A 23,207-nucleotide genomic window follows, 5' to 3' on the forward strand; every position below is an offset into this window, starting at 1 on the left:
GATGCTGAAGGAACTAGGCAAATTGCTCGTGTAACTTCGGAAGAAACGAGACCCGTTGGTGGGCAACCATCGGCGGGTGGCACAGACCAGGGGGTAGCGACTGTTTAGTAAAAACACAGGACTCTGCGAAATCGAAAGATGACGTATAGGGTCTGACGCCTGCCCGGTGCCGGAAGGTTAAGAGGAGATGTGCAAGCGTCGAATCGAAGCCCCGGTAAACGGCGGCCGTAACTATAACGGTCCTAAGGTAGCGAAATTCCTTGTCGGGTAAGTTCCGACCTGCACGAATGGCGTAACGACTTCCCCGCTGTCTCCAGCATCGGCTCAGCGAAATTGAACTCCCCGTGAAGATGCGGGGTACCCGCGGTCAGACGGAAAGACCCTATGAACCTTTACTGCAGCTTTACAGTGGTATCAGGAAAGTTTTGTGTAGGATAGGTGGGAGGCTTTGAAACCAGGGCGCCAGCTCCGGTGGAGCCATCCTTGAAATACCACCCTGAACTTTTCTGATATCTAACCGAGACCAGTCAGCCTGGTCCGGGACCCTGTATGGTGGGCAGTTTGACTGGGGCGGTCGCCTCCCAAAGAATAACGGAGGCGCGCGATGGTGGGCTCAGGCCGGTCGGAAACCGGCTGTCGAGTGCAATGGCATAAGCCCGCCTGACTGCGAGAGTGACAGCTCGAGCAGAGACGAAAGTCGGCCATAGTGATCCGGTGGTCCCGCGTGGATGGGCCATCGCTCAACGGATAAAAGGTACTCTAGGGATAACAGGCTGATCTCCCCCAAGAGTCCACATCGACGGGGAGGTTTGGCACCTCGATGTCGGCTCATCACATCCTGGGGCTGGAGCAGGTCCCAAGGGTTCGGCTGTTCGCCGATTAAAGTGGTACGTGAGCTGGGTTTAGAACGTCGTGAGACAGTTCGGTCCCTATCTGCCGTGGGTGTAAGAGACTTGAGAGGATTTGTCCCTAGTACGAGAGGACCGGGATGAACGAACCTCTGGTGCACCGGTTGTCGCGCCAGCGGCACAGCCGGGTAGCTAAGTTCGGAATGGATAACCGCTGAAAGCATCTAAGCGGGAAACCAGCCTCAAAACTAGGTCTCACAGGGCCGTCCAAGACCAGGACGTCGATAGGTCAGGTGTGAAAGCATGGCAACATGTGTAGCTGACTGATCCTAATCGCCCATATCTCTCACACACCAGAACACATGCACAGTAGTCAGTCACACTCCAGAAAACACCAACCAAAACACCCCCAAACACCCACATGGGTGAGCGGGAAGACCTGGTGGCCATGGCGGAGGATCCATACCCGATCCCATCCCGAACTCGGCCGTTAAAGCCTCCAGCGCCTATGATACTGCTCCTTAAGGAGCGGAAAAGTCGGTCGCCGCCAGGTCCCCTCGCTCACCCACCCCCATAAAAACCACCCACCAACGCGGGGTGGAGCAGCCCGGTAGCTCGTCAGGCTCATAACCTGAAGGTCGTAGGTTCAAATCCTACCCCCGCATCCATACCCACAAATACTCCCAAACAAGTTGATACGGAACCATCGGCATATTGCTTGTTAACGGTAGAGCTATGTTGTGGGGAAGCGTGCCTGCAGAGCTCTACAAATGGGCTCATGAATGGTTTGGGTGGATTGTTCGGGCAATTTTCTGCCCAGCAAGCGCTCTCAATGCCTGACCCGGGAGTGTTGGCCAGGAAGGTGATATCCCAGATTACGTTTGGATTTGGGTTCCAGGTTACCCTATTGGCAGCAGTGGCGCTCGTCATTACGACATTCAAGAAGAGACCTTCATGATGTCAGCGTGGCTATTGCTACATTACAATGAAGCAATCTCTTAAGACAGAAGGGCAGGGCGCTGGGTCAGCGCCCTGTTCCAACTAATCAGACCAGCGTAACGACCGTCTTGATATTTCCCTTCGTAGCATTGGCGTAGGGGCAGACGAACTCCGTCTTCTTCACCAGCTCAGCGGCTTTCGTCCGGTCCATACCCGGCAGGGACACCTCAATGGCAACTTCCAGCCCGAAACCGCCGTCAGAGCGGGGACCGATGCCGACTGTAGCCTGAACATGCGTGTCCGCAGGAATTTCGATCTTCTCTTCACCAGCAACAAATTTCATGGCACCGAGGAAACAGGCGGAATAACCAGCAGCAAAAAGCTGCTCCGGGTTATTGCCCTTGCCATTGCCACCCATTTCTTTGGGAACACCAAGGTCAACACGGAAGCTGCCGTCTGTGGTCTCTGCAAACCCATCCCGGCCACCGGTTGCGCGTGCCGTGGTTTTGTAAACAACGTTGATGGACATGAACCTACTCCCGCCCCCATGCGAAGGGCCTGTTATGGTGGTTGGTCCCAGCCGGTCCCGTGGGATACCGACTGGAAACCTCTGCCTGTAGAGATGGGCTCTGCGTCGTTATAGACAATGGGGCTGCCCCATAAAAAAATCAGGGCAGCTCCAACTCTTGTTCAAGATGTATAACTGTCAGTGGTGCTGTGGCGCATCTGTAAGGTTGGGTGTGCTGACAGGGAGGTCTGCCAGAATGGCAATGTCATGGCTACAGCTCAGGACAGCAGCCTTCTCCGCTGGTGTCAGCTGTGCCAGAGCGTCTTCCAGGGTTGCACTTTCCTGAAGCTTCAGGGAGCCAGTCAGCAGCGGCACGGAGATGGGGTCTCCTGGCTTCCGAGGGGGAGGCAGTGTCCGCAGGTGGGCATGTCTCAGGGCCGAACTGCTGCGAAGAGCGTGAAAAGCCTCCACAATTACAGGATGTGGGTGATTCCGTTCTTCATGTGCTTTCTGGATGATCGGCGGTGGCGCCGTTTCTTCAGGAATGAGAAGAAGACCAGCTTTACGCATTGCCTGACCAATCCGGCTGCTGCTGGTGAAGCCGACAAGAGGAATGGCCAGCAGCAGGCCGATCAGGACAGGCAGCATCCAGAGGAACAGGGAAAGGGACACGGACCACGCCGCAGCGCTCAGAATGAGGCCGAACAGGCTGTAGAACCAGTATTTTCGCACCGTATCAGCCCAGGGCAGGCTGCCATCGTCACGGTTCTGGGCCTTCCAGCCGGAATCACGGCCCAGCAGGATGGACAGGATGGCCGAGGTCTGGATCAGCATGGCAATCGGGGCAATGAGTGCCCCAATGAGCGTTTCCAGCAGAATGGACCAGCCAAGCCGTACCACACCACCTGCCTGTTCCCGCTCTTTGGGGTCAAGACAGATGGCAAGAAAAGCCAGAGCCTTGGGGGCCAGAAGGACGATCATGGTCTGGATGAAGACCAGCCGGGCCAGAATGGGATCCACGTGCGGCCAATGTGGGTAAAGGCTGCGCTGTGTGCTGAAATATTCTGGATGATAGAAATGTGCCTGCAAGGCAATGAGAATGCCAAAGAGCAGGAACAGCAGCCAGAGTGGTGACATGATGTAAGAACCGATGCCCACCAGCATGTGGGACCGGCTGACCCAGTGCATCCCCCTGGTGAAGAGGATACGGGCGTGCTGAAGGTTCCCCTGGCACCAGCGGCGATCCCGTACGGCAATGTCCGTCAGGGAAGGGGGGCTTTCCTCATAGGAACCACTCAGACCCGGAACCATGTGGATGGCCCAGCCGCCACGGCGCATCAGGGCTGCTTCGATGAAGTCATGGCTCAGAATATGCCCGCCAAAAGGTGGCTTGCCGGGAAGGTGTGGCAGACCGGCCTGCTCGGCAAAGGCCTGCGTGCGGATGATGGCATTATGGCCCCAGTAATTACCTTCCGAGCCATGCCACCAGGCAATCCCCTGTGCAATCAGTGGCCCATAAACACGTCCGGCAAACTGCTGCATCCGGGCAAAGAGTGTCTGTCCCCCCACGATGACAGGCAGGCTTTGAATGAGACCAACCTGCTCATGCTGTTCCATGGCGGCCGCCATGCGGACAATCAGTCCACCATCCATCAGGCTGTCTGCATCCAGGGTGAGCATGGCCGGGTAGGCCCCGCCAAAACGGGTAACCCATTCGCCGATATTCCCTGCCTTGCGGTCCGTGTTCTTGAAACGGCGGCGGTAGAACAGGTGCTTGCGGGCGTAATCCTGTTTGTGGAGGTCCAGAATGGCCTGCTCTTCCTGCACCCAGATGTCTGGATCAGTCGTGTCGGAAAGGATGAAGATGTCGAAATGGTCGCCCCGTCCCGTCTCCTGAAGGCTCTTGAGCATGGCCCGGAGATTGGTCATCACCCTCTGGGGCGGCTCATTGTAGGTGGGGAGCAGGATGGCGGTCTTGCCGGACAGTTGCGGCAGTGGGCCGGTGCGGCGGATGCCAAGCCCCAGCCCGCCATGACGCAGCATGGCCCAGAAGCCCCCGAGTGCCGAGGCGCAGGACAGGGAGATCCAGAAGCTGAGGATACTGAACAGCCCCAGCATGATGATCCCTAGCGTGCTTGTTCCCAGGGAGTTGAAGACGGCGTTGATCTTGACCACGCTGTAGCCGGTCAGGAGGAAAGCAGCCCCAAACACGGCCAGGCGCCGCAGCCAGAGCAGCGTCGGGGTCGTAGGGAGCCGCCAGAAGGCCCGGCCATGGCGGTCCGGTGCCTTGTGGAGGTCCTGCACGGGCATGGGCAGGGGAGATTCGGGAGGAAGAAAAGCAGTCTGCTGCGTGTGTTGCATCTCTCTCATGGGGTCCAGCGGTACAGCCATGTCTCGGAAACAGGCCCCTGCATGTTGGCCAGCTGGACCTGAAGCTCGCAGAGTTTCGCCTCCCCAGGGGTCAGCTGGAAGAAGGCCCGGATGCCATTGATGTCCGGATTTGGCATGAGTGTGATGGCTCCGATGCTGCCTGTCGATGTCTGGGCGACAAGGTGGTAGGAAGCCGGATCGGAAAGTGTACGGAACGGCTCACCATCAAAATCCAGCACGAACTGGACCCTGTCGGGGTGATCCGTCACGGCACCGACACGGGTATCATGGATGCGGGCCAGATGGGTCGGCCATGGCGTGTCCCAGCCCCAGTACATGCGATACGTGAAGTTGTAGCTCTGCCCGGCCTTCATGGGGGACTGGGGGCGCCAGAAGGATACGATGTTGTCGTTGACTTCACTGGGAGTAGGAATCTCCACCAGATTGACACTGCCCCTGCCCCAGTTGCCGACAGGCTCCACCCATAAGGAGGGGCGCCTTTCGTAATGCAGGGCGAGGTCTTCATAATCATGGAAGGACCGTTTGCGCTGCATCAGCCCATAGCCATAGGGCCCGGCATCACTGAAGGATGAGAGCTGGAGGTCGGTCGGGTTGGTCAGCGGGCGGTAGATGTTCTGGCCAGCGCCCGTCCATATCTGGAGGGCTTCACTGTCATGGGCGGCAGGTCGCCAGTCATTCACATGCACCCGGTCATTGGCATCGAAATAATACATGCCTGTCAGTGGGGCGATGCCGCCTGCCGAGATGTCCACACGGGGGAAGAAGGTGGACTGGACATCAAAAAGGGTCGTCTCCCCGGGACGGATGGTAAAGCGGAACGCACCGGTCAGGGAGGGGCTGTCCATCAGGGCATGCAGGACGAGGGACTGGCTGCCCGTAGCCGGCTTCTCAAGCCAGAAGGCCCGGAAAACGGGGAATTCCTCACCGGTCGGTGTGCCGGTATCCTTGGCAAAGCCCCGGGCAGACAGGCCGTAATTCTGCCCTTTTGCCACGGCACGGAAATAGGAAGCCCCGAGGAAAACCGCACATTCCTCCATGACATCAGGCCGGTTGAGGGCATAGCGGATGCGCAGGCCGGAGAAACCCTCCCCGGCGCTGACGTTCAGAGAGGAATCCCGGCTGCTGAATGTGTCAGCTGTGCAGGTGATGGGGTGGGCGGCGCCATTTTCGACCTCAAAAACATCAACCTGCTGTTTGTACAGATAGCCACGGGGAAAGAACTGGACATCGAAGGCCAGATGGTCCTGTCCCCAGAGGGTTTTTTCAGGATTGAACTGGATGGACGAAAACTGGTCGAACGTCATGTGGGCCAGAGAGTCGGGCAGGTCTTTCGGTGGTGCATGGTAGCTTCTGCCGGCCAGAGCCTGGGCCAGGGAGCGCACGGTACCGTCATCAAAATGGGTCGGAGCGACGTCGACTGTCTGTGCCCGCAGGCTGCGTCCCCCTGCAAGAGCCAGTCCTGCTCCGAGGCTCATACCTGCTTTTACAAGTTCACGACGATGCAGTTTCATGATGTACTTTCAAAACCCCGCCTGTCCATACAGTCCTGTTCCCTGTCTAACCCGGGATCAAAGGGTGAGGGAATGGTAATTTCAGGGCAGATTACATTAAAAAAATGTAGTCTCAATGCTGATTAAAGGGGACTGTTCAGGTTCCATATTTCCTCCCAGGACGGAAACTGGCACGTTATCCTGTTGATATCATGGGGCTCTGGTGTGCCGGGAATTGCGGGAAGGTGATGGAGAGACCGGGTCCGTCCCAGCCGTTCCAGCGTCTGGCTGTTCTGGGGAGAGGCTGGCCCGTTGGTGATGAAGCCGAGGACAGGAATATCACGTCGATACAGGGCTTCCAGGCTGAGCAGCGTGTGGTTGAGCGTCCCCAGCCCGCTGCGTGTGACCAGAATGACGGGCAGGCCCAGTCGGGCAATGAGGTCGATCATCAGCATGGTATCTGTCAGGGGGACCATGAGGCCACCAGCTCCTTCCACGATCAGCGGAGCCTGCGGGACAGCAGGCAGGGTGAGCTGGTCAGGGTCCAGCGTCACACCTTCCAGCAGGCCGGCCGCAGCCGGTGCCAGGGGGGCCTGAAAGGCATGGGCCGGGGGCAGGAAATGCCCGTCCGGCAGGCCGGTCAGACGCTGGACGGTGGGTGTATCCCCTTCTTCTTCAGCCAGACCGGTCTGGAACGGCTTCCAGTATGTGCCCTGCCACGCTTTCGTCAGGATGGCACTGGTGAGCGTCTTGCCAACGCCGGTATCCGTCCCGGTGACGAAAACGCCTTGCGGAGCCGCCTGTGGCAGAGGAGAGGGGGAGGAGAGGAGCATGGTGGTCAGTGTCCTTTCTGGAAGGCGCCGAAGGCGGCCTGATAGGTCACATGGTCGAAATGGCTGTCAAAATGGCGCATGGCCCTGCGCAGGCCCAGGGTCGGCTGATGCCCGTTTTTCGGCAGGGACGCCCCGATCATGCGCAGCCCCTTCAGGAAGTGCCGGGCCGAGGGGCTGGGGTCGTGGAGCGGGCAGGCGTCCCATTGGCCATGCCCTCCCGGTGGCCAGTCCTGCTGAAGCTGCGTGAGGGTGGGATAGTCCGGCACGCCACAGGGAATGGCGGCGGCTTCACAGCTTTCCTGCCATTCATGCAGGCTGCCCGCCAGCAGGGTGCTGACCATCAGTCGGCCGCCGGGCCGCAGGAGAGCCACAAGGTCACGGAAGGCTCCGGCCCGGTCCTCGAACCATTGCAGGCAGAGGCTGGAGGTGATGAGGTCGAACCCTCCACCTGTTTCATCCTGTGGCTGGGGGTGTTCCCCATCCATGACATAAAGATGCACGGTTGCGGGTAGAGGAGCCAGAGTCCGGCGGACCCTGTCCAGCATGGCAGGGGCCAGGTCGGTCAGGTGAAGGTCCGCCTGCGGGAAAGCGGTCGTCAGCTCACGGCTCAGCAGGCCGGTTCCGCAGCCGAATTCCAGAATCCGGCGGGGCGGGTGCAGGAGATGGCTCTGGCGGATGCGTCCGGCCAGCATCCGGGCGCATTGTTTCTGGATGAAGGCCGCCTGTTCATAATCGTGGGCGGCATCAAAGCGGGCGGCAATGTCGGTCTTGCGGTGGGATGTCATGCCAGAGGAGTGTCCCTGATGATGCGCCTGAGAAGGATGGCGCAGTCCTGCGGGTGCGTGAGGGGCAGAAGATGCCCGCCGGGCAGGGTGATGCCATTGGCTGCGGGGCCCAGCCCGTTTCTGGCAGGAGAGAGCGGGTCATCCGGGCTGTGCAGGCTGTGGAGCCGCCCTTCCCAGCGGGGCAGGAGGGGGCGGTGGTCCATCCCGGCCAGTGCGGCAAGACCGGTTTTCAGGGCTTCATGGTCCAGGGTGGTGGGGAGAACGGGGGCGGTCTCTCCACACATCTGGCGGAACTGGTGCAGGACATCCCGTGGCTGACGGTCCAGCTGCCGGATCATGCGGTGAAGGATGCGTTCCGGCACACCGTCCGGGAAATCCCCGTCTCTGGTGAAGCGGGCAAAGCCGTTGATGCTGATGAGGCCAAGGCAGTGCGGTGCTTCCAGGGCCAGCAGGGAACAGGCCCCGGCGGAATGGCCCACGGCCCAGAAGGGAGTTTCCGGCAGGTCTGGCCGTGTCGCCGCTCCGAAATAGCCCGCATCAGCACAGACATGCCGGAATTCCGGCAGATGCTGCCGCAGTGGTGTCCAGAAGTTGGCATCATAGCCCCAGCCATGCAGGAAATGGAGCGTCATCATCGGGGCGTCACACTCCGCAGGCTGTCCAGCAGGGCGTCGCCGAGCTGGTCTATGGTGGTGGCGGAAAGGCGGCTTTCCAGAGCGATCCGCAGGCGGGCCGTGCCGGGCGGGACGGTGGGCGGGCGTATGGCAATGCTGAGGAACCCCTTTTCTTCCAGAGAACGGGCGACATGCAGGGCCGTTTCACTGTCTCCGATCATGACCGGAATGATCTGTGTGCTGGAGGGGCCTGTCTTCCACCCTGCATCATTCAGTCGCTGGCGCAGACGGCTGGCCTGATGCTGGAGATGCAGGCGTTCAGCCTCCAGTGAAGGGACGATCTCAAGGGCGGCATCCAGTGCCCCGAGGCAGGCAGGGGGCAGGGCCGTGCTGTAAATGAAGCCGGAGGCCTGATTGACCAGATAGTCGCAGAGGGCCCGACTTCCCGTCACGAAGGCTCCCATTCCACCCAGGGCCTTGCTGGCCGTGCTCATGGTGATGTCCGCCAGCCCGCTGGACAGGCCGCACCCACCCGGCCCCAGAACGGCGGTGGCATGGGCTTCATCAACGTAAAGGAAGGCCCCGTGACGGTCTGCCAGTGCCCGCAGGGCGGGGATGTCGGCCCGGTCTCCATCCATGGAAAAGACACTCTCGGTGATGACGAATTTCAGGCCCTTCTGGTCGGCATGGCGGTCCAGCAGGGTTTCCAGATGGGCAAGATCGTTATGATGGAAGCGCACCTGCCGCAGCCCGGCCGCCAGACAGCCATGATGCAGGCTGGCATGGTTCAGGCGGTCCATGAAGAGGATGGCCGGATGGCCCGTCTGCTGGCGGGACAGGTGGTTGAGGGCGGGGAGCAGGGACGCATTGGCCTGCCATCCGCTGGCGAACAGCAGGGCCGCCTCGCTTTTCTTGAAGCGGGCCAGTTTTTCTTCCAGCTGCGTGTGCAGGGGCAGGGTACCGCTGACAAGGCGGGAGGCCCGTGCGCCCGTGCCGTACCGTTCCGCCCAGTCTGCCGCCCTCTGGCGCAGCAGGGGATGGTCCGCAAGGCCGAGATAGTCGTTGGAGGTGACATCAACCAGCTTCCGGCCCTGACGGAGCAGAGAGCCGCCCTGCTGTTCCACGGGGACAAGATGGCGGCGGGTATGCTGGCGGTCCCGCTCATGCAGGGCTGCCTGAAGGGCGGACTGGAGGGTGTTCATCCCAGATGGTCCTTCAGGACATGATGGATGCTGCCGGTCAGTCTGCTCAGCTCATCGGGCGTGATGGTGAAGGCGGGCGTGAGATAGACGATGCGCCGGAAGGGACGGACCCAGACGCCCTTTTCGATGAAGGCCCGCTTGAGGGCCTCCGGGTCATCCAGCGTTTCCAGTTCCACGACACCGATGGCACCCAGAACACGGACATCCCTGACGCCGGGCAGGGAGCGGCAGGGTTCCAGCTCTGCTGCCATCTGGGCACTGATGGACTGGACCTGTTCCAGCCGTGGTTCCTGATCGAACAGGTCCAGCGAGGCATTGGCCACGGCACAGGCCAGTGGATTGGCCATGAAGGTCGGGCCATGCATGAGGGCATGGAGCGGATCATCCGAGAGGAAGGCCTCGAACACGTGTTTCCGGGCAATGGTGGCGGCGAGGGGCATGGTGCCGCCTGTCAGGGCCTTGGACAGGGTGATGATGTCCGGCGTGATCCCGGCCTGTTCGCAGGCGAAAAATGTCCCCGTCCGGCCGAACCCGGTGAAGATTTCATCAATGATGAGCAGGATGCCGTGGTCATCGCAGAGACGGCGGAGATGACGGAGGGTTTCCGGCCCATGGAAGAGCATCCCGCCTGCCCCCTGCACGAGGGGTTCGGTGATGATGGCGGCGATCTCGTGGCTCCGCTCGGAGAGAAGGGTTTCCAGTGCCGCCAGCGTCCCGGGCGTGGTGGGGAGGTCGGCAATGATCTGCGGTGTCAGTGCCTCTCCGAACAGGCGGTGCATCCCTTCTTCCGGGTCGCAGACGGCCATCATGGCCAGCGTGTCCCCATGATACCCGCCCCGGAAGGAGAGGAGCCTGTGCCGCCCTTCCCGCCCCTGGTTGAGCTGGTACTGGATGGCCATCTTGGCTGCCACCTCCATCGCCACGGACCCTGAATCGGTGAAGAAGACCCGCTCCAGATCGCCGGGCAGCCGGTCTGACAGACGCCGGGCCAGTGTCATGGCGGGCTGGTGGACCATCCCGCCGAACATGACATGCGGCATCGTTTCTGCCTGCCGGACGAGGGCCTGCCGGATATGGGGATGGTTGTAGCCGTGGCAGGCCGTCCACCATGAGGCGATGCCATCAACAAGCGTCCGTCCATCCGCAAGGGTGATGGTGCTGCCGGAGGTGGCGGCAGCCTCCACCGGCATGGGGGCGGTCTGCATCTGGCTGTAGGGCAGCCAGAGATGGGGGAGGGTGCTGGCAGTGGTCATGGGGCTGGGTCCGTCTGACAGTCAGGGAAACATGAACTGGTTCACTATCGGACCGGTGATGTCCCGTAAAGGTGGAAGAATTTTGCACGAATCCGGCTTGACGATGGGGTTCCTGTTTCTGGAAAAAGGGATGGTTGGCCTTCCCGGGTGGTGCTGCCTGGAGGGATGTTCCTGTAATGGAAGGCTTTTTTCATGGCCCTGTCTGTATTCTGTGGTGGGCTGTTCTGGAGAGTGGAGAGACCATGTTGAAAACCCGTGGCCTGATGGCTGTCATGATCGTACCTTTTCTGGCTCTGGGTGCCTGTGTGACGCCGGGACAGGAGTCACGGCCGGATGTCTATGACCAGTCCCAGGTCAATACCGTGCAGCGGGGCCGTGCCGTGCAGATCATTTCCGTGTCTGCTGCCCGTGTGAACGTGGACAATTCCCGTAACCGCGATACGGCGAAGATTGTCGGTGGCATTCTGGGGGCAGCTCTTGGCAGTGGTCTGGCCGTTGGTGCTGGTCATGCTGGCTGGGGCGGTGGTCTGGCTGCTGGTGCCGGTGGTGCCCTGGGGGGATCCCTTGTGGGTGGGCAGGCTGTGGGTGGTCATACGCTTGTTGATGGTGTGACGATTGCTTACCAGGACCGGGCTGGCGGGGATGTCCTGCTCTCCACACAGGTGGGCCGGACTTGCGAGTACCGGCCCGGTACGGCACTGCTGGTGTCAACGGGTGAGAATGGGACCCGTGTCCAGCCCAATGCGGCCTGCCCGAAGCGTTGAGGCAGAGTCTTTCCCGGAGGAGGATGGAATGATGCGTTCAGGTGGATGGAATCGTATGTTGCTGGCTCTGGTTCTGGCAGCTCCCTGGGGGATGGGGGGTGCCGCCCTTGCACAGGCGACAGACCCTGCCCAGCTCGAGACACTTGGGCGCATCCAGGACAGTCAGGACCAGCGCCGTCTGGCGTTGGAGGCCGCCCAGCAGCAGGCTGCCCGGGCGACGCAGCAGAGGCAGGAAAGGTTGCGGCGGCAGGCAGCGGACAGTGCCGCCCGCATTGCGGCTGCCCGCAATTCCCGCAGTGATGCGGAATGGCAGGATGACCGGCGTTACAAGGAGGCCAGCCGTGAGCTTGAGCTGAAGGAAGAGCAGCTCAAGCTGAAGATGCTGGAGACCAGGGCCAGCCGGGAGGATGACGTCATCAAGGCCGATCTCGCCCGGAAACAGGCCGAGACGGACCGTGTGATCCAGACCTCGCAGGGCGATGCCAAACTGAAGGCGGATGTGGGCACGGCCGCCCGGATGGCGCAGCGGCATTGGTGGGAAAGCAACTGACAGGCTGGTGACCAGCAGGGTCCTATGGTCTATAAGGCCGGACGACTGAAATGGCTCGGGACGGAAAAAAGACCATGGCAAAAGGTGGTGTGGCGGTGCGACTGTTGGGGGGGCTCTGGGGCTGTGTGCTTCTGTCGGGGGTGTTCGCCTATGCGGCGTCCAGCCTGCCCAACGGGGCCAGCTCCCTGCGGGAGCGTTATCAGGACTGGGATGTGGCCTGCCTGGCACCTGATGATGGGGCAGGGGGGATGGTCATGTTCAGTGCGCCATGCAGCAGCAGGCGCTGGAGCCCCGGTCCCACAGGCGGGTCATGAGCATCCGTCTTGAGACTGACGGAACGCAGGTGCGTGGTGTGGCTACGGTGCCCTTCGGGCTGGACCTGGTTCGTGGCCTGACACTGACCAACGCCTCCCAGCCTGTAGGGGATGTCTATTCCTTTTCCACCTGCCTGCCGACAGGGTGCCTTGTTCCCTTGAGCTTTGATGACCAGCAATGGGCCAGCCTGCTGAAAGAGCCGAAGGCGGTTTTCACGGCCATGACGTTTTCCGGCAAGCCGATGAAGCTCTTTTTCTCGACGAAAGGGCTGGATCAGGCCCTTCAGCGTGTCCGCAGCCTGACGCAGTGAAAAGAGCTTTCCCCGCCTGACAGTGGCGGGGAGTGTCATGTCCCGCAGAATGTGTGGTGGACTTCCTCCTCTGGCCGGGGGGCAGCATCCAGCCCGTCATCGGCCTCGGCAAAAGGGGTCTTCAGGGCTTCATGAAGTTTGTGGAACAGCCGGTAATCGCCCGTCATGGCCTGTGACAGGGCCGCTTCAACCTGATGGTTGCGGGGGATGATGCGGGGGTTCGTGCCCTGCATGGTTTTCTGGCGGAGTTCTGGCGGGCGTGTCTCCAGCGTCAGGCGATGAAGGATTTCTGTCCGGCACAGGTCGAAATGGCCCCTGTTGCCGGGGAACAGGTCCCGCAGGGCTGAATAATCCCCGTCGATGGCGACTTCCGGGGAGCCCATCATGCGGAAGGTGTTCGTAAAATCGGCCTGCCCGGTATGCATGGTTTCCAGAACATGCTCCAGCAGGCGGATGTCATGGTCATCCCGTGTTTCCAGTCCCAGCTTGCGCCGGAAACCTGCCAGCCAGTGATGGTGGAACAGCCCGTCATAATCATGCAGGGCTTCCTGCGCCTGGTCGATGGCCCTGTCCTCATCGTCATCAAAGAGTGGAAACAGACATTCTGCCAGACGGCTGAGATTCCACAGGGCCAGGGCGGGCTGCCGGCCATAGGCATAGCGGCCATCCCTGTCGATGAAGCTGAAGCGTTTCATGGGGTCGAACCGGTCCATGAAGGCGCAGGGGCCATAATCCAGCGTTTCCCCGGAGAGGGCGCAGTTGTCAGTGTTCATGACACCGTGGATGAAGCCGACCTCCATCCATCGTGCCACAAGCTGGGCCTGCTGTTTTATGGCGGTTTTCAGCAGCGCCAGATAACGGCCCGGCCCTTCCGCAGCGAGGTCGGGGAACAGGCGCTGGATGGTGAAATCCGCCAGCTGGCGGACATGCTCCAGCCCGCCATGCGCCGCAGCATATTGAAAACTGCCGACCCGGACATGGCTGCGGGCCACCCGTACGATCTGGGCACCGGGTACGGGGCCCTCGCTCCGGTCTACCATGTCACCGGTCGTCAATACGGCCAGTGCTCTTGTGGTAGGAATCCCGAGAGCATGCATGGCTTCACTCACCAGATATTCCCGCAAGGCGGGCCCCAGCGTGTTCTGGCCATCACCGCTGCGGGAGAAGGGTGTCGGGCCTGTTCCTTTTATCTGGAGCTCCACCAGACAGCCATCTTCCATCTGGCAGTCGGCAATGAGGGCGGCCCGGCCATCACCCAGAGAGGGAACGAACTGGCCGAACTGGTGTCCGGCATAGGCCATCGCCACAGGCCCTGGTGACGTGTCATCCCGGCCTGGCAGCAGCCCGCGGGAGAGAAAGGCCAGCCCTTCGGCAGAGTGCAGCCAGTCCACATCAAGGCCGAGCTGTTGTGCCAGGTCCGTATTCAGGGCAACGAGGCGGGGGGCTGTGGCAACAGGCAGGGTGAGGGGGCGGTAAAAGAAATCCGGCAGGGATGCCGCCTGGTGCGGAGGTGTCAGCATGGAGGGGCCTTCTGCTGTTGGGCAAGAGGGAGGCCATGGTGGCCCCGTTCAGTGCCTTCCAGATGGGGAGCTGGCTGGGAGAATGGAAGGGGAGAGAGGGAGGCACCACAAGATGAGCAAAAAGTAACAGCAAATCATATTGTGCCCTTGCTTGTGGCCTGTAACTGCCTATAGATTTCCGTCTGGCATGATGTGAGTGGGGTATCAGGCAGCAGAACGCCTGATGCGGGTGAAGAGACAAGGTAAGGATATTCTGTGGAGAACCAGCCTCCAACTGGCGAACAGTCTTCCGGGCAGGAAGCTGGAGGCCACAAGTCCAATACCCATGGGCCAGACCATGGCAATGCCAGGCCACAGCGTGTGAGCCCGGTCTATATTCGTCTGCGGGCCGTCATGGCAGCGGTGCGGTATCATGGTATCGAGCTGGATATACACGACTTTGCCGCAGAGCCTGGGGAGTCGTCTCCGTCGCCTGCAACCCTTGTCCGTTGGCTCAGGGATTTTGGGGCCGTGGCCAAGGGGATGCGCCTGCGGTGGCGGTATCTCGTAAAGCTGGGCTTCACGCCGCCTGTCGTGCTTCTGTTCAGGGATGGGTCTGCTGGCCTGCTGGTCCGTACGGACCCTGAGAAGGGTATTGTCTGGCTGCGGGACCCCCTCAAGGGCGAGGGAGAGCCACCTGTTCCGATTGATGAGCTGAGGCTGATGCAGCTCTGGACGGGTGATGTCGTCCTCATCAAGAAACGCAGCGATGAATCCGAGGCGGACGCCAATTTCGACTTCTACTGGTTCGCCAAAATGGTCATGCGGGAGAAGAAGGGCCTGCGGGACATCGTCTTCTCCTCCATGGTGCTGAGCGTTCTGGGACTGTTCCCGGCCATGATCGTCATGCAGGTGGTGGACCGGGTCATCAACTATCACTCCATGGCGACCCTGGTCTCCCTGACGGGTTTTGTCGTCATTCTAAGCCTGTACGAAGTGCTGCTGACTTACGCCCGGCAGGAATTGACACTGGTGGTCAGTACCCGGCTGGATGCCCGTATCTCCCTCCATGCCTTCAACCGCCTTCTTGCCCTGCCGCTGGAGTTCTATGAGCGCCAGCAGGCTGGTGAGGTGCTGGGGCGCTTCAACTCCATCTTCAAGGTACGTGACTTCATGACCGGGCAGGTGCTGAACACCATGCTCGACATGTTCATGCTGATGGTTGTCATGCCGGTGCTGTTCTACATGAGCTCCACCCTGGCCTGGCTGACACTCGTTGCTGCCGGGGCCATCGGTCTGATCGTGGTCATCATGCTGCCTGTGGTCAGCCGTGTGGCGGGCAAGATGGTCCGGGCGGAGATGCAGCGGGGAGCCACACTGTATGAGACCGTGGCCGGTATCCGTACCGTCAAGACCCTGGCGCTGGAAAATACCCGGCGGGCAGCGTGGGACAATCGCACGGCCGTTGTCATCCACTGGCGTCTGGCGTCCCAGCGTCTGGCCAACTGGGTCAGCACGATGGTGCAGCCGCTCAACATGTTCATCAACCGGGGGATCATCCTGGTTGGGGCCTATCTGGTGCTGACGGACGCCAACACCATGCAGGGCGGTGCGCTCATGGCCTTCATGATGCTGGGCGGCCGTGTGGCTTCGCCGCTGGTCGGTCTGGCCAAGATCATGGAGTCCCTCAATGAAGTGACCGTGTCTCTGGGGGAAGCTGGCGAGGTGCTCAATCAGCCAACGGAAACCTACGCCCTGACCCACGGCATGCGTCCGCCCATCAAGGGAGCGCTGAGCTTCAGCAACATCAATTTCACCTATCCCGGGGCTTCGACCAAGGCCTTGTCGAACGTGACGTTCGAGGTTCCTGCCGGGACCATGCTCGGCCTTGTCGGGCGTTCCGGGTCCGGTAAATCAACCATCACCCGTCTTCTTCAGGGGGTCAGCCGGGAATATCAGGGTTACCTGCGTCTTGATGGTGTCGACCTGCGTGAGATCAACCTCCATTACCTGCGGCGGTCTTTTGGTGTGGTCCTTCAGGACAACTTCCTCTTCCGGGGCACCATTCATGACAACATCACCGCCGGGCGCCCGGGTCTGACACTGGATGATGTGATCCGGGCGGCCCGTCTGGCTGGTGCGGAGGAATTCATCGAGCGTATGCCCGCTGGGTATGAGACGTGGATCGAGGAAGGATCGACCAACATTTCCGGTGGCCAGCGGCAGCGTCTGGCCATTGCCCGTGCCGTGATCTCCGACCCCAAACTCATGATTCTTGATGAGGCAACATCTGCGCTGGACCCGGAATCCGAGGCCCTCGTCAATGCCAACCTGAAGAATCTGGCCAAGGGGCGGACCATGGTGATCGTGTCGCACCGTCTGTCCTCGCTGGTGGATTGTGACCAGATTGCCGTGATGGATCAGGGGCGGGCCATTGATATTGCTCCGCATGAGGTCCTGCTGGAACGCTGCGACGTGTACCGTACCTTGTGGCTCCAGCAGAACCGGCATCTTTCGCAGGATGCACAGGCAGGTGATGGTCCGTCTTCAGGAGGGCAGGAATGATGAGCGAGAGCAGGCATACCGGGTCTGGCCCCGCACAGGAGACAGAGCAGCAGGCTGCCCCCAACATGGATGAGGACAACCACAAGGGGCCACGTAAGGCGGATGATCCGTTTGCCCCGGAGGACATGCCCATAGCCCTGCTGGAGTTCCATTCTCCTACGCTGGGGATGGTCAATCTGCCCATGACGGCCTCGGCACGCTACATCACGTGGCTTGTGGGGTCGCTGGTGCTGGCCAGCGTGGCGGCCATGGCGCTGTTCCCGCTCAACAAGGTCGTGACTGTCACGGGGCGGATCATCTCGACCGCTCCCATCGTGGTGGTACAGCCTGTGGCCCAGGGGCGTGTCAGATCGATCAATGCCCGGGTTGGCGAATATGTCCATAAAGGGCAGGTTCTGGCCCGTCTGGATCCGACACTGAGCAATGTGGACATGGAGAATCTCTCCGCCCAGATGCAGTCCCTTCAGGCGGAAGTGTCCCGGCTCAAGGCGCAGGCCTCCGATGGGGACTATCAGGCAGACATGAACGTGCCAGCCTCCATCCAGCAGGCGCAGGTCTTCATGCAGATGAAGGTGGATTATCAGTCCCACGTTGCGGATTTTGACCGTCGCATCGCCGGAATGCAGAACGACCTTCAGGCGGCCAGGGCCAGTGCGGCCATGTATGCCAGCAAGCTGAAGGTCACGCAGGCCGTGCTGGACATGCGGGAACGGGAGCAGAAAGAAGCCGTGGGGTCCCGTCTTTCCACCCTCGGGGCACAGGACGCCGTGATGGATACGGAGCGGGCGCTGATCTCTGCCCAGCAGACGGCTGGTGCTACGGAAAACCGTCTGAGCGCCCTCAGGGCCTTGCGGGAAAGCTATATCCAGTCATGGAAGACGAAGATCTATGAAATGCTCGTGGTTGGCGAGCGGCGGCTGGACCAGCTGAGGAGTGACTACCGCAAAGGGCGTGTCCAGCAGAAGGAAATCGATCTGCGGGCCCCACAGGATGGTGTCGTGCTGACCATAGCCCCCATTTCTGTCGGAGCGACGGTGGAACCCACCCTGCGGGTGATGACGCTGGAGCCGACCGACAGCGGGCTGGAGGTGGAGGCTCTCATGAGCCCGCAGGACAGCGCCTACGTACGGCAGGGCCATCATGCCATCATCAAGTTTGCCAGCTTCCCTTATGTCCAGTATGGCGGGGCGAAGGGTACGGTCAGCATCATCAGTGCCGATACGTTCCTGCCACCTGAAATGGTCGAGGGGAACATCAGGGCCGGGATTGATCCTTCTGCCATGATGAAACAGGGTGATTCTGTCATTTTCTATCGTGTCCGGCTAAGAATTGACAAATATACCCTTCATGGTCAGCCTTCTTTCTTCCATCCCAGTGCGGGTATGCCAGTGACGGCCGATATTGATGTCGGCAAGCGGACGATCCTGAAATATCTGTTCAGTCGCGTTGTACCCGCAGCAACAGAGGGTATGAGAGAGCCCTCTTAAAGGCGGAGGTTGGCTCATGGCCATGGCACGCAGGCTTGCCATTTTTGACACCAAAGCTCGCAGGCTTGCCCGGGCAACCCGGTTGCTGGAAGAGGGGAAAACGCCACAGGCTTTTTCCCTTTTCGCAAAACTTGCAAATGCGGGCGTTCCAGAGGCGGCATACAGGGTTGGGCAGTGTTATCTGTCCGGTCAGGGGACGCCTTCTTCGTTGGAGGAAGGTGCCCGCTGGACGTTTGTTGCGGCGGAGGCTGGTCTTGGCGAGGCCAGTTTTACGCTGGCTACGCTGTTCGCCATGGGTGTGCCGGACGGATTTGACCCGGCCAGGACCGTTCCCGCAGGCAGTGGCCTCTATGAGCGTTTTGATACGGATGCCATGGATGCCCACAAGCCGGATTTTGCCCGGGCCCGCATATGGGCGGAAAAAAGTGCCGCCGCCGGGCATGTCGAGGCCCAGGCCCTTTTGGGGCATATTTTCAATCATGGTCCTGATGACCTGCAGGACAGGCAGGCTGCACGTCACTGGTATGGCGAAGCTGTGCGGGGCGGGTCATTGCAGGGGGCGCTCGGGTTGGGACTCATCCTGTTGGATGAGGCCGAGGATGACAGTCAGCGGGCGCAGGCTGTGGAGCTTCTCCAGCAGGCCGCAGAGGGTGGCATCGGTCTGGCCAATGCTGCCATGGGGTGGATTTACGAGCATGGTGCCAGTGGCCAGGCCCGTGATGCCGGGAAGTCTGCCAGTCATTATCTGAAAGCCGCCGAGCAGAACATTCCGTCTGCCCAGGCCCGGTACGGGCTGATGCTCCTGAAAGGCGTTGGGGTAGAGGTCAATGTCATCCAGGGGGAAAGCTGGCTGCGCCGGGCAGCCTATGGCGGGGATGCCGAGGCAGCGGCCCTGCTGGGAGACCTGTACATCCGGGGGGAAGAACTGCTCCGGCGCCCGATGGAGGCCGCCCGCTGGTATCAGCTTGCTGCTGAACAGCATCATACCCCTGCGGCCCGTGTGCTGGCCGTGCTGTATCTGACAGGAACCGGCGTCCCACGGGATGAGAGAAAAGCGGCCCAGTGGTTCAACCATGCTGCCATGCTGGGGGACCATATGGCCGATGCAGACCTTGGCAATCTGGTGCTGGCCGGTGTGACCCGCCCGGAAGATGAACAGCGCAGCCTCCAGCAGCGTCTCAGGCAGCAGGCGGAAGGCGGAAATCTGCTTGGTGCCTTCAATCTGGGCGTCTGTCTTGCGCAGGGTGTAGGGGGCACGGCAGATGAGACGGAGGCCTTCTACTGGCTGGGTCTGGCACGGGAAGGTGTCGTCAACGCACAGTACTGGTATGGCCGTATGCTGTTTGAAGGGCGTGGCGTGGTACAGAGCAGGGAAGATGGTTTTCTCTGGATGGACAAGGCCGCCCGCCAGGGTATGCCGGAAGCCTGTGTCAGTGTGGCGCAGCTGCTCGTGACAGGGCAGGTGGGCGGAAGCCGGGACCATGCAAGGGCGCTGGAGCTGTACCAGAAAGCCGCCGAGGCCGGGTTGCCAGAGGCCTATTTCTCCCTTGGTGCCATGCATGGGGGTGGTCACGATGTGCCGGTCGATCTGGAGCGGGCCCGTGAATGTTTCGAGGAAGCCGCACAACGGGGGCATGGTCTGGCCCAGATGATGCTGGGGCGCTACCTGCTCCGGGGGCTGGGTGGGCCTGAGAATGGCGAGCAGGCCCGGTATTGGCTGGGGCAGGCTGCACGGCAGGGAATTGAACAGGCACAGACCCTGCTGGACAGTCTGGCAGACCCTTCTGCTGAGGCCTCGCAGGACCCCGCCTTGATGGACATGGCGGCAGTGGAGACCGGGATCAGCCGGTGAAGATGCAGGCCAGCTTCATCCCGGGTTATGGTCGTCTTCTCCGGGTACAGGATGAGGCTCGTTGGACAGCCCGGCATATGCAGGCCATCCAGACTGCGTTTGATGAAGGCCGGGCCTGCCTGACCCAGGGCAGGCGGGAGGATGGTCTCTTCTGGCTGAAGCGGGCCGAAGCGCTGTCCGGGCGGGATGACAATATCAGCTTTACCTGTGCCATGGCTCTGCTGGAGAGTGGTGCCATTCCGCAGGCCCTGCCGCGGCTGGAACGTCTGTGGGCCCGGTATGGGCTGCGGGAAGCCGGGCTGGCTCTGGCAGGAGGGTATCTGCGATGCGGGGCCACCGGGCCAGCGGCCCGCATCATGGGGCAGGTCCTGTCCCGGAACAGTCTGACGGTGGAGCATCATGCCCTGGCGGACAGCCTGTCTTTTCCTCTCGGGGTGCCGGGCTGGGCCGTGCTGTCCAATGCGGGGGCTCTGCGGCTGCGTGCAGTTGGCCCGGTGGACCTTGTGCTGGATGGCCGACGTTTGGGAACAGTGACAGCCGGTGTGCATGATCTGGCCCGGCTGGTGCCGGAGGAGGCCGGACCATGGTGGCGGGGTCAGCAGCTTGTCGTGTTGTGTCATGACCGGCCGGTATTGGGGAGCCCGATCGACATACAGGCCCTGATACGTTGCCAGTCGCTGGTCATGGCGGAGGCGGAGGGTGTCCGGGGCTGGTTGTGGTATCCTGGTGAGCCGGACTTTCTGCCATGGTTGTGGGTGGAGGGGCATGAGGATCCGCTACGGGTGGACCGTCCTGCGGAAGCCTTCAGCAGTACAGCCCTGCTGCAACGGCCCCGGGGTTTTTACCTGCCTTATGCGGACTGGCCCCGCCTGCTGCACCGCCCGACCGGTTTTCAGGATCAGTATGACCGCCTGCTGAAGGGCGCTCCGCTTGATCCCGCCTTGGTACAGCTGATGCGTACGCCAGAAGAGGGGGGAAACAGGAGGAAGGGCTGGACGAAATCGGGGTGCCGCATGGTCCGGAAGCGCGGCGGGGCCGACAGGCGGAAAGACGCTGTGGGGACAGGCTGTGCCATCATTGTGCCGGTCTATCGGGGGGAGGCCGAGGTGCGGGCCTGTCTGGCCTCCGTTCTGGCCACCATGCCGGACTCCTGTCGCCTCATCATCGTGGATGATGCGTCCCCGGATGCCGGGATTCGGGATCATCTGGACAGGCTGGCGGCAGCGGGCCGTATCATCCTGCACCGGCAGATGACGAACCAGGGGTTTGTCAGCAGCATCAATGCTGGAATGGCTCTTGTGCCAGCCGGGTGGGATGTCATTCTGCTCAATAGTGATACGCTCGTTTCTGGCAATTGGGTGGAGCGCCTGTGCCACTGGTTGCGTCTTGAGCGGGCAGGGACGGTCACGCCTTTCTCCAATGCGGGGGGGCTGACATCCTATCCGTCGCATGAGCGTGACAACCCGGCGCCTGATCCCGCAGCCTTGGCCGCCATGGACAGGCTTTTGCAGGAACAGGCGGAAAGTGTCCGGCCGGTGGTGGAGCTGCCGACGGCCAACGGGTTCTGCATGGGGATTGCAGCAGCCTGTCTGGCCGAGGTGGGGCAACTGAGAGGGGCTTATTTTGCCCAGGGTTATGCTGAGGAGAATGATTTCTGCCTCCGGGCTAGCGAGGCTGGCTTCCGCCATCTGGCCGCTGTGGATGTCTATGTCCTGCACCATGGGCATGGGTCTTTCGGGCAGGAGGCAGTGCCTCTCCTGCGTCGCAATCTGGACATACTGAATCGCCTGTATCCCGGCTATGATGCGGCCATACAGCGGTGGAAGAAGGTGAATCCGTTGCGGGATTACCGCCGGCTGCTGGACGGGCGGCGGCTGCGCCAGCACAGGGAGCGTTTTGTCGGAGCGGTGGCCCTGTTCCAGCATCGTGGGGGCGGAGGGGTGGCCCGTGCTGTGAGAGAGCAGGCGGCCCTGCTGGGGCAGGCGGGGCTTCTGCCCATCATTCTGGAGCCCACGGAAACAGGCTGCCGGGTGGTCAGCCCCGTGGAAGGGCTGGAGGCCCCCAATCTGGTGTTCACCCTGCCAGCAGAACAGCCCGTGCTGCTGGCTTTTCTGCGCCAGCTCGGCGTCCGTCTTGTTGTGTGGCACCATATGCTGGGCCATGAGCCGGGCCTGCGTGACCTGCCGCAGCAGTTGGGCGTGCCGTATGATGTCCATGTGCATGACCATGTCTGGTTCTGTCCCCGCATCGCACTGCTGGACAGGCATGGCCGCTATTGCGGGGAACCCTCCATGGCGGGCTGCATGGAATGTCTGGGGCGGGGCAGCGTGCTGGCGGATGATGGGCTGACACTGCCTGCTTTTCTGGCCCGCTCGGACAGGGAGCTGCGTCAGGCCCGCAGGATCGTGGCCCCGTCCATGGATGCGGCCTCTCGGTTGAGGCGGCACATGCCCGGCCTTGGGGATATCAGCATCGAGCCGCTGGAAGATGACTGGCAGATCAGGGCATCAGGCCCCCTGTTGCGCAGTGAGCGCCTCCCAACGCCGGAGCGGCCTCTGAAAATACTGGTTCTGGGGGGAATCAGCCGCTGGAAAGGTCATGATGTGCTTCTGGCGCTGGGGCAGCACATCCAGAGGGAAGGGCTTCCTCTGCAACTCATAGTTGTTGGAAGTACACATGATGACACGGCCAGCCTTGCGGCGGGCATCAGGGTGACTGGCTCTTATGAGGACAGGGATGTTCTGCCCCTGATAGAGGATGTGAAGGCGGATGTTGGTTTCGTGACATCCATTGCCCCCGAGACATGGTGCTATGCGCTGGGCTGGTTGTGGAAGGCCCGGCTGCCGGTCGTGGGCTTTGATATCGGTGCTTCTGCGGAACGTCTCAGGCAGGCGGGGCCAGCCTGGGGACAGGTTCTGCCGCTGGGGCTTCCGGTGGAACGGCTGGCTGGTGTTTTCCTGCGGGAAAAATGTCGCCAGGAGTGAACCGTGCCCATATATGAC

General features: G+C 61.3%; 17 protein-coding genes, 1 tRNA gene and 2 rRNA genes (1 of these 20 only partly in view). 11 read left to right on the plus strand and 9 right to left on the minus strand.

The features are described 5' to 3' along the window. The 3 genes from DTQ13_RS04640 to DTQ13_RS04650 form a co-directional block, all read left to right on the plus strand. Nucleotides 1–1,201 (plus strand): 23S ribosomal RNA (locus tag DTQ13_RS04640); it begins 1,536 nt to the left of the window's first position. Between the two features lie 85 nt (nucleotides 1,202–1,286). Next, nucleotides 1,287–1,401 (plus strand): 5S ribosomal RNA (rrf, locus tag DTQ13_RS04645). A gap of 38 nt (nucleotides 1,402–1,439) precedes the next feature. After that, a tRNA-Met gene (locus DTQ13_RS04650) sits at nucleotides 1,440–1,516 on the plus strand. A gap of 377 nt (nucleotides 1,517–1,893) precedes the next feature. On the opposite strand, the gene DTQ13_RS04655 is transcribed toward DTQ13_RS04650, so the two are convergent. The 8 genes from DTQ13_RS04655 to DTQ13_RS04690 all read right to left on the minus strand — a co-directional run bounded on the left by DTQ13_RS04655 (nucleotide 1,894) and on the right by DTQ13_RS04690 (nucleotide 10,863). Beyond that, entirely contained in the window at nucleotides 1,894–2,316 is a 423-nt protein-coding gene (locus tag DTQ13_RS04655; protein WP_043559686.1) for an organic hydroperoxide resistance protein, read from the minus strand. Nucleotides 2,317–2,493: 177 nt separating this feature from the next. Then, nucleotides 2,494–4,686, minus strand: a complete 2,193-nt coding sequence (gene mdoH / locus DTQ13_RS04660; protein ID WP_248461209.1) for a glucans biosynthesis glucosyltransferase MdoH — start codon at nucleotides 4,684–4,686, stop codon at nucleotides 2,494–2,496. Continuing rightward, complete coding sequence (locus tag DTQ13_RS04665; RefSeq protein WP_248460222.1) at nucleotides 4,662–6,197, minus strand: glucan biosynthesis protein; 1,536 nt, start codon at nucleotides 6,195–6,197, stop codon at nucleotides 4,662–4,664. Before DTQ13_RS04665 ends, mdoH begins: the two co-directional genes overlap by 25 nt. 122 nt (nucleotides 6,198–6,319) lie before the next feature. Continuing rightward, on the minus strand, nucleotides 6,320–7,009 hold the full coding sequence (gene bioD, locus DTQ13_RS04670) for a dethiobiotin synthase (protein WP_248460223.1): 690 nt from the start codon (nucleotides 7,007–7,009) through the stop codon (nucleotides 6,320–6,322). Nucleotides 7,010–7,014: 5 nt separating this feature from the next. Then, nucleotides 7,015–7,794 carry a methyltransferase gene (locus tag DTQ13_RS04675; protein WP_248460224.1) on the minus strand — a complete coding sequence of 260 codons (780 nt, stop codon included), beginning with the start codon at nucleotides 7,792–7,794 and terminating at the stop codon, nucleotides 7,015–7,017. Further along, nucleotides 7,791–8,429, minus strand: a complete 639-nt coding sequence (locus DTQ13_RS04680) for an alpha/beta fold hydrolase (RefSeq protein ID WP_227449780.1) — start codon at nucleotides 8,427–8,429, stop codon at nucleotides 7,791–7,793. Before DTQ13_RS04680 ends, DTQ13_RS04675 begins: the two co-directional genes overlap by 4 nt. Beyond that, the gene (locus DTQ13_RS04685) at nucleotides 8,426–9,610 is read right to left on the minus strand and encodes an 8-amino-7-oxononanoate synthase (RefSeq protein WP_248460225.1); all 1,185 of its coding nucleotides are present in this window, start codon (nucleotides 9,608–9,610) and stop codon (nucleotides 8,426–8,428) included. Before DTQ13_RS04685 ends, DTQ13_RS04680 begins: the two co-directional genes overlap by 4 nt. After that, nucleotides 9,607–10,863, minus strand: a complete 1,257-nt coding sequence (locus DTQ13_RS04690; protein ID WP_086442223.1) for an adenosylmethionine--8-amino-7-oxononanoate transaminase — start codon at nucleotides 10,861–10,863, stop codon at nucleotides 9,607–9,609. The genes DTQ13_RS04685 and DTQ13_RS04690 overlap by 4 nt, the downstream gene beginning before the upstream one ends. A gap of 242 nt (nucleotides 10,864–11,105) precedes the next feature. On the opposite strand from DTQ13_RS04690, the gene DTQ13_RS04695 reads away from it, so the two are divergent. The 4 genes from DTQ13_RS04695 to DTQ13_RS04710 all read left to right on the plus strand — a co-directional run bounded on the left by DTQ13_RS04695 (nucleotide 11,106) and on the right by DTQ13_RS04710 (nucleotide 12,802). Next, nucleotides 11,106–11,627: a hypothetical protein gene (locus DTQ13_RS04695; RefSeq protein WP_043559746.1), complete on the plus strand. Its 522-nt coding sequence runs from the start codon at nucleotides 11,106–11,108 to the stop codon at nucleotides 11,625–11,627. A 28-nt stretch (nucleotides 11,628–11,655) separates the two neighbouring features. Beyond that, entirely contained in the window at nucleotides 11,656–12,177 is a 522-nt protein-coding gene (locus tag DTQ13_RS04700) for a DUF5384 family protein (protein WP_143539872.1), read from the plus strand. Nucleotides 12,178–12,251: 74 nt separating this feature from the next. Further along, nucleotides 12,252–12,491, plus strand: a complete 240-nt coding sequence (locus DTQ13_RS04705; RefSeq protein WP_248460226.1) for a hypothetical protein — start codon at nucleotides 12,252–12,254, stop codon at nucleotides 12,489–12,491. Next, complete coding sequence (locus DTQ13_RS04710; protein ID WP_248460227.1) at nucleotides 12,488–12,802, plus strand: invasion associated locus B family protein; 315 nt, start codon at nucleotides 12,488–12,490, stop codon at nucleotides 12,800–12,802. The genes DTQ13_RS04705 and DTQ13_RS04710 overlap by 4 nt, the downstream gene beginning before the upstream one ends. A 35-nt stretch (nucleotides 12,803–12,837) precedes the next feature. Here the strand turns inward: DTQ13_RS04710 and DTQ13_RS04715 are convergent, their stop codons facing one another. Beyond that, nucleotides 12,838–14,322 (minus strand): YdiU family protein, encoded by a 1,485-nt coding sequence (locus tag DTQ13_RS04715; RefSeq protein ID WP_086431838.1) that lies wholly within the window; start codon nucleotides 14,320–14,322, stop codon nucleotides 12,838–12,840. A 393-nt stretch (nucleotides 14,323–14,715) separates the two neighbouring features. Here DTQ13_RS04715 and DTQ13_RS04720 point away from each other — a divergent pair, with 393 nt between their 5' ends. The 4 genes from DTQ13_RS04720 to DTQ13_RS04735 are packed head-to-tail and all read left to right on the plus strand — an operon-like array spanning nucleotide 14,716 to nucleotide 23,189. Next, nucleotides 14,716–16,866, plus strand: coding sequence for a peptidase domain-containing ABC transporter (locus tag DTQ13_RS04720; RefSeq protein ID WP_248461226.1), 2,151 nt, complete (start codon nucleotides 14,716–14,718; stop codon nucleotides 16,864–16,866). Continuing rightward, nucleotides 16,863–18,353, plus strand: coding sequence for an HlyD family type I secretion periplasmic adaptor subunit (locus tag DTQ13_RS04725; protein ID WP_086431839.1), 1,491 nt, complete (start codon nucleotides 16,863–16,865; stop codon nucleotides 18,351–18,353). The genes DTQ13_RS04720 and DTQ13_RS04725 overlap by 4 nt, the downstream gene beginning before the upstream one ends. Nucleotides 18,354–18,375: 22 nt before the next feature. Further along, nucleotides 18,376–20,205, plus strand: coding sequence for a tetratricopeptide repeat protein (locus tag DTQ13_RS04730; RefSeq protein ID WP_248460228.1), 1,830 nt, complete (start codon nucleotides 18,376–18,378; stop codon nucleotides 20,203–20,205). Between the two features lie 2 nt (nucleotides 20,206–20,207). Next, nucleotides 20,208–23,189, plus strand: a complete 2,982-nt coding sequence (locus tag DTQ13_RS04735; RefSeq protein ID WP_081562577.1) for a glycosyltransferase — start codon at nucleotides 20,208–20,210, stop codon at nucleotides 23,187–23,189. The last annotated feature ends 18 nt before the right edge of the window (nucleotides 23,190–23,207 follow it).

Source organism: Parasaccharibacter sp. TMW 2.1888 (genome assembly GCF_023167265.1).
Lineage (GTDB): Bacteria > Pseudomonadota > Alphaproteobacteria > Acetobacterales > Acetobacteraceae > Bombella > Bombella apis.

Excerpts from the sequence above, each read along its gene's own strand:
- DTQ13_RS04655 (WP_043559686.1), bottom strand. The coding sequence starts at position 2,316 with ATGTCCATCAACGTTGTTTACAAAACCACGGCACGCGCAACCGGTGGC.
- DTQ13_RS04715 (WP_086431838.1), bottom strand. The coding sequence starts at position 14,322 with ATGCTGACACCTCCGCACCAGGCGGCATCCCTGCCGGATTTCTTTTAC.
- DTQ13_RS04730 (WP_248460228.1), top strand. The coding sequence starts at position 18,376 with ATGGCACGCAGGCTTGCCATTTTTGACACCAAAGCTCGCAGGCTTGCC.
- DTQ13_RS04675 (WP_248460224.1), bottom strand. The coding sequence starts at position 7,794 with ATGACATCCCACCGCAAGACCGACATTGCCGCCCGCTTTGATGCCGCC.
- DTQ13_RS04695 (WP_043559746.1), top strand. The coding sequence starts at position 11,106 with ATGTTGAAAACCCGTGGCCTGATGGCTGTCATGATCGTACCTTTTCTG.
- DTQ13_RS04680 (WP_227449780.1), bottom strand. The coding sequence starts at position 8,429 with ATGATGACGCTCCATTTCCTGCATGGCTGGGGCTATGATGCCAACTTC.
- mdoH (WP_248461209.1), bottom strand. The coding sequence starts at position 4,686 with ATGGCTGTACCGCTGGACCCCATGAGAGAGATGCAACACACGCAGCAG.
- DTQ13_RS04725 (WP_086431839.1), top strand. The coding sequence starts at position 16,863 with ATGATGAGCGAGAGCAGGCATACCGGGTCTGGCCCCGCACAGGAGACA.
- DTQ13_RS04700 (WP_143539872.1), top strand. The coding sequence starts at position 11,656 with ATGATGCGTTCAGGTGGATGGAATCGTATGTTGCTGGCTCTGGTTCTG.
- DTQ13_RS04735 (WP_081562577.1), top strand. The coding sequence starts at position 20,208 with ATGCAGGCCAGCTTCATCCCGGGTTATGGTCGTCTTCTCCGGGTACAG.
- DTQ13_RS04705 (WP_248460226.1), top strand. The coding sequence starts at position 12,252 with ATGGCAAAAGGTGGTGTGGCGGTGCGACTGTTGGGGGGGCTCTGGGGC.
- DTQ13_RS04685 (WP_248460225.1), bottom strand. The coding sequence starts at position 9,610 with ATGAACACCCTCCAGTCCGCCCTTCAGGCAGCCCTGCATGAGCGGGAC.
- bioD (WP_248460223.1), bottom strand. The coding sequence starts at position 7,009 with ATGCTCCTCTCCTCCCCCTCTCCTCTGCCACAGGCGGCTCCGCAAGGC.
- DTQ13_RS04690 (WP_086442223.1), bottom strand. The coding sequence starts at position 10,863 with ATGACCACTGCCAGCACCCTCCCCCATCTCTGGCTGCCCTACAGCCAG.
- DTQ13_RS04665 (WP_248460222.1), bottom strand. The coding sequence starts at position 6,197 with ATGAAACTGCATCGTCGTGAACTTGTAAAAGCAGGTATGAGCCTCGGA.
- DTQ13_RS04710 (WP_248460227.1), top strand. The coding sequence starts at position 12,488 with ATGAGCATCCGTCTTGAGACTGACGGAACGCAGGTGCGTGGTGTGGCT.
- DTQ13_RS04720 (WP_248461226.1), top strand. The coding sequence starts at position 14,716 with ATGGCAGCGGTGCGGTATCATGGTATCGAGCTGGATATACACGACTTT.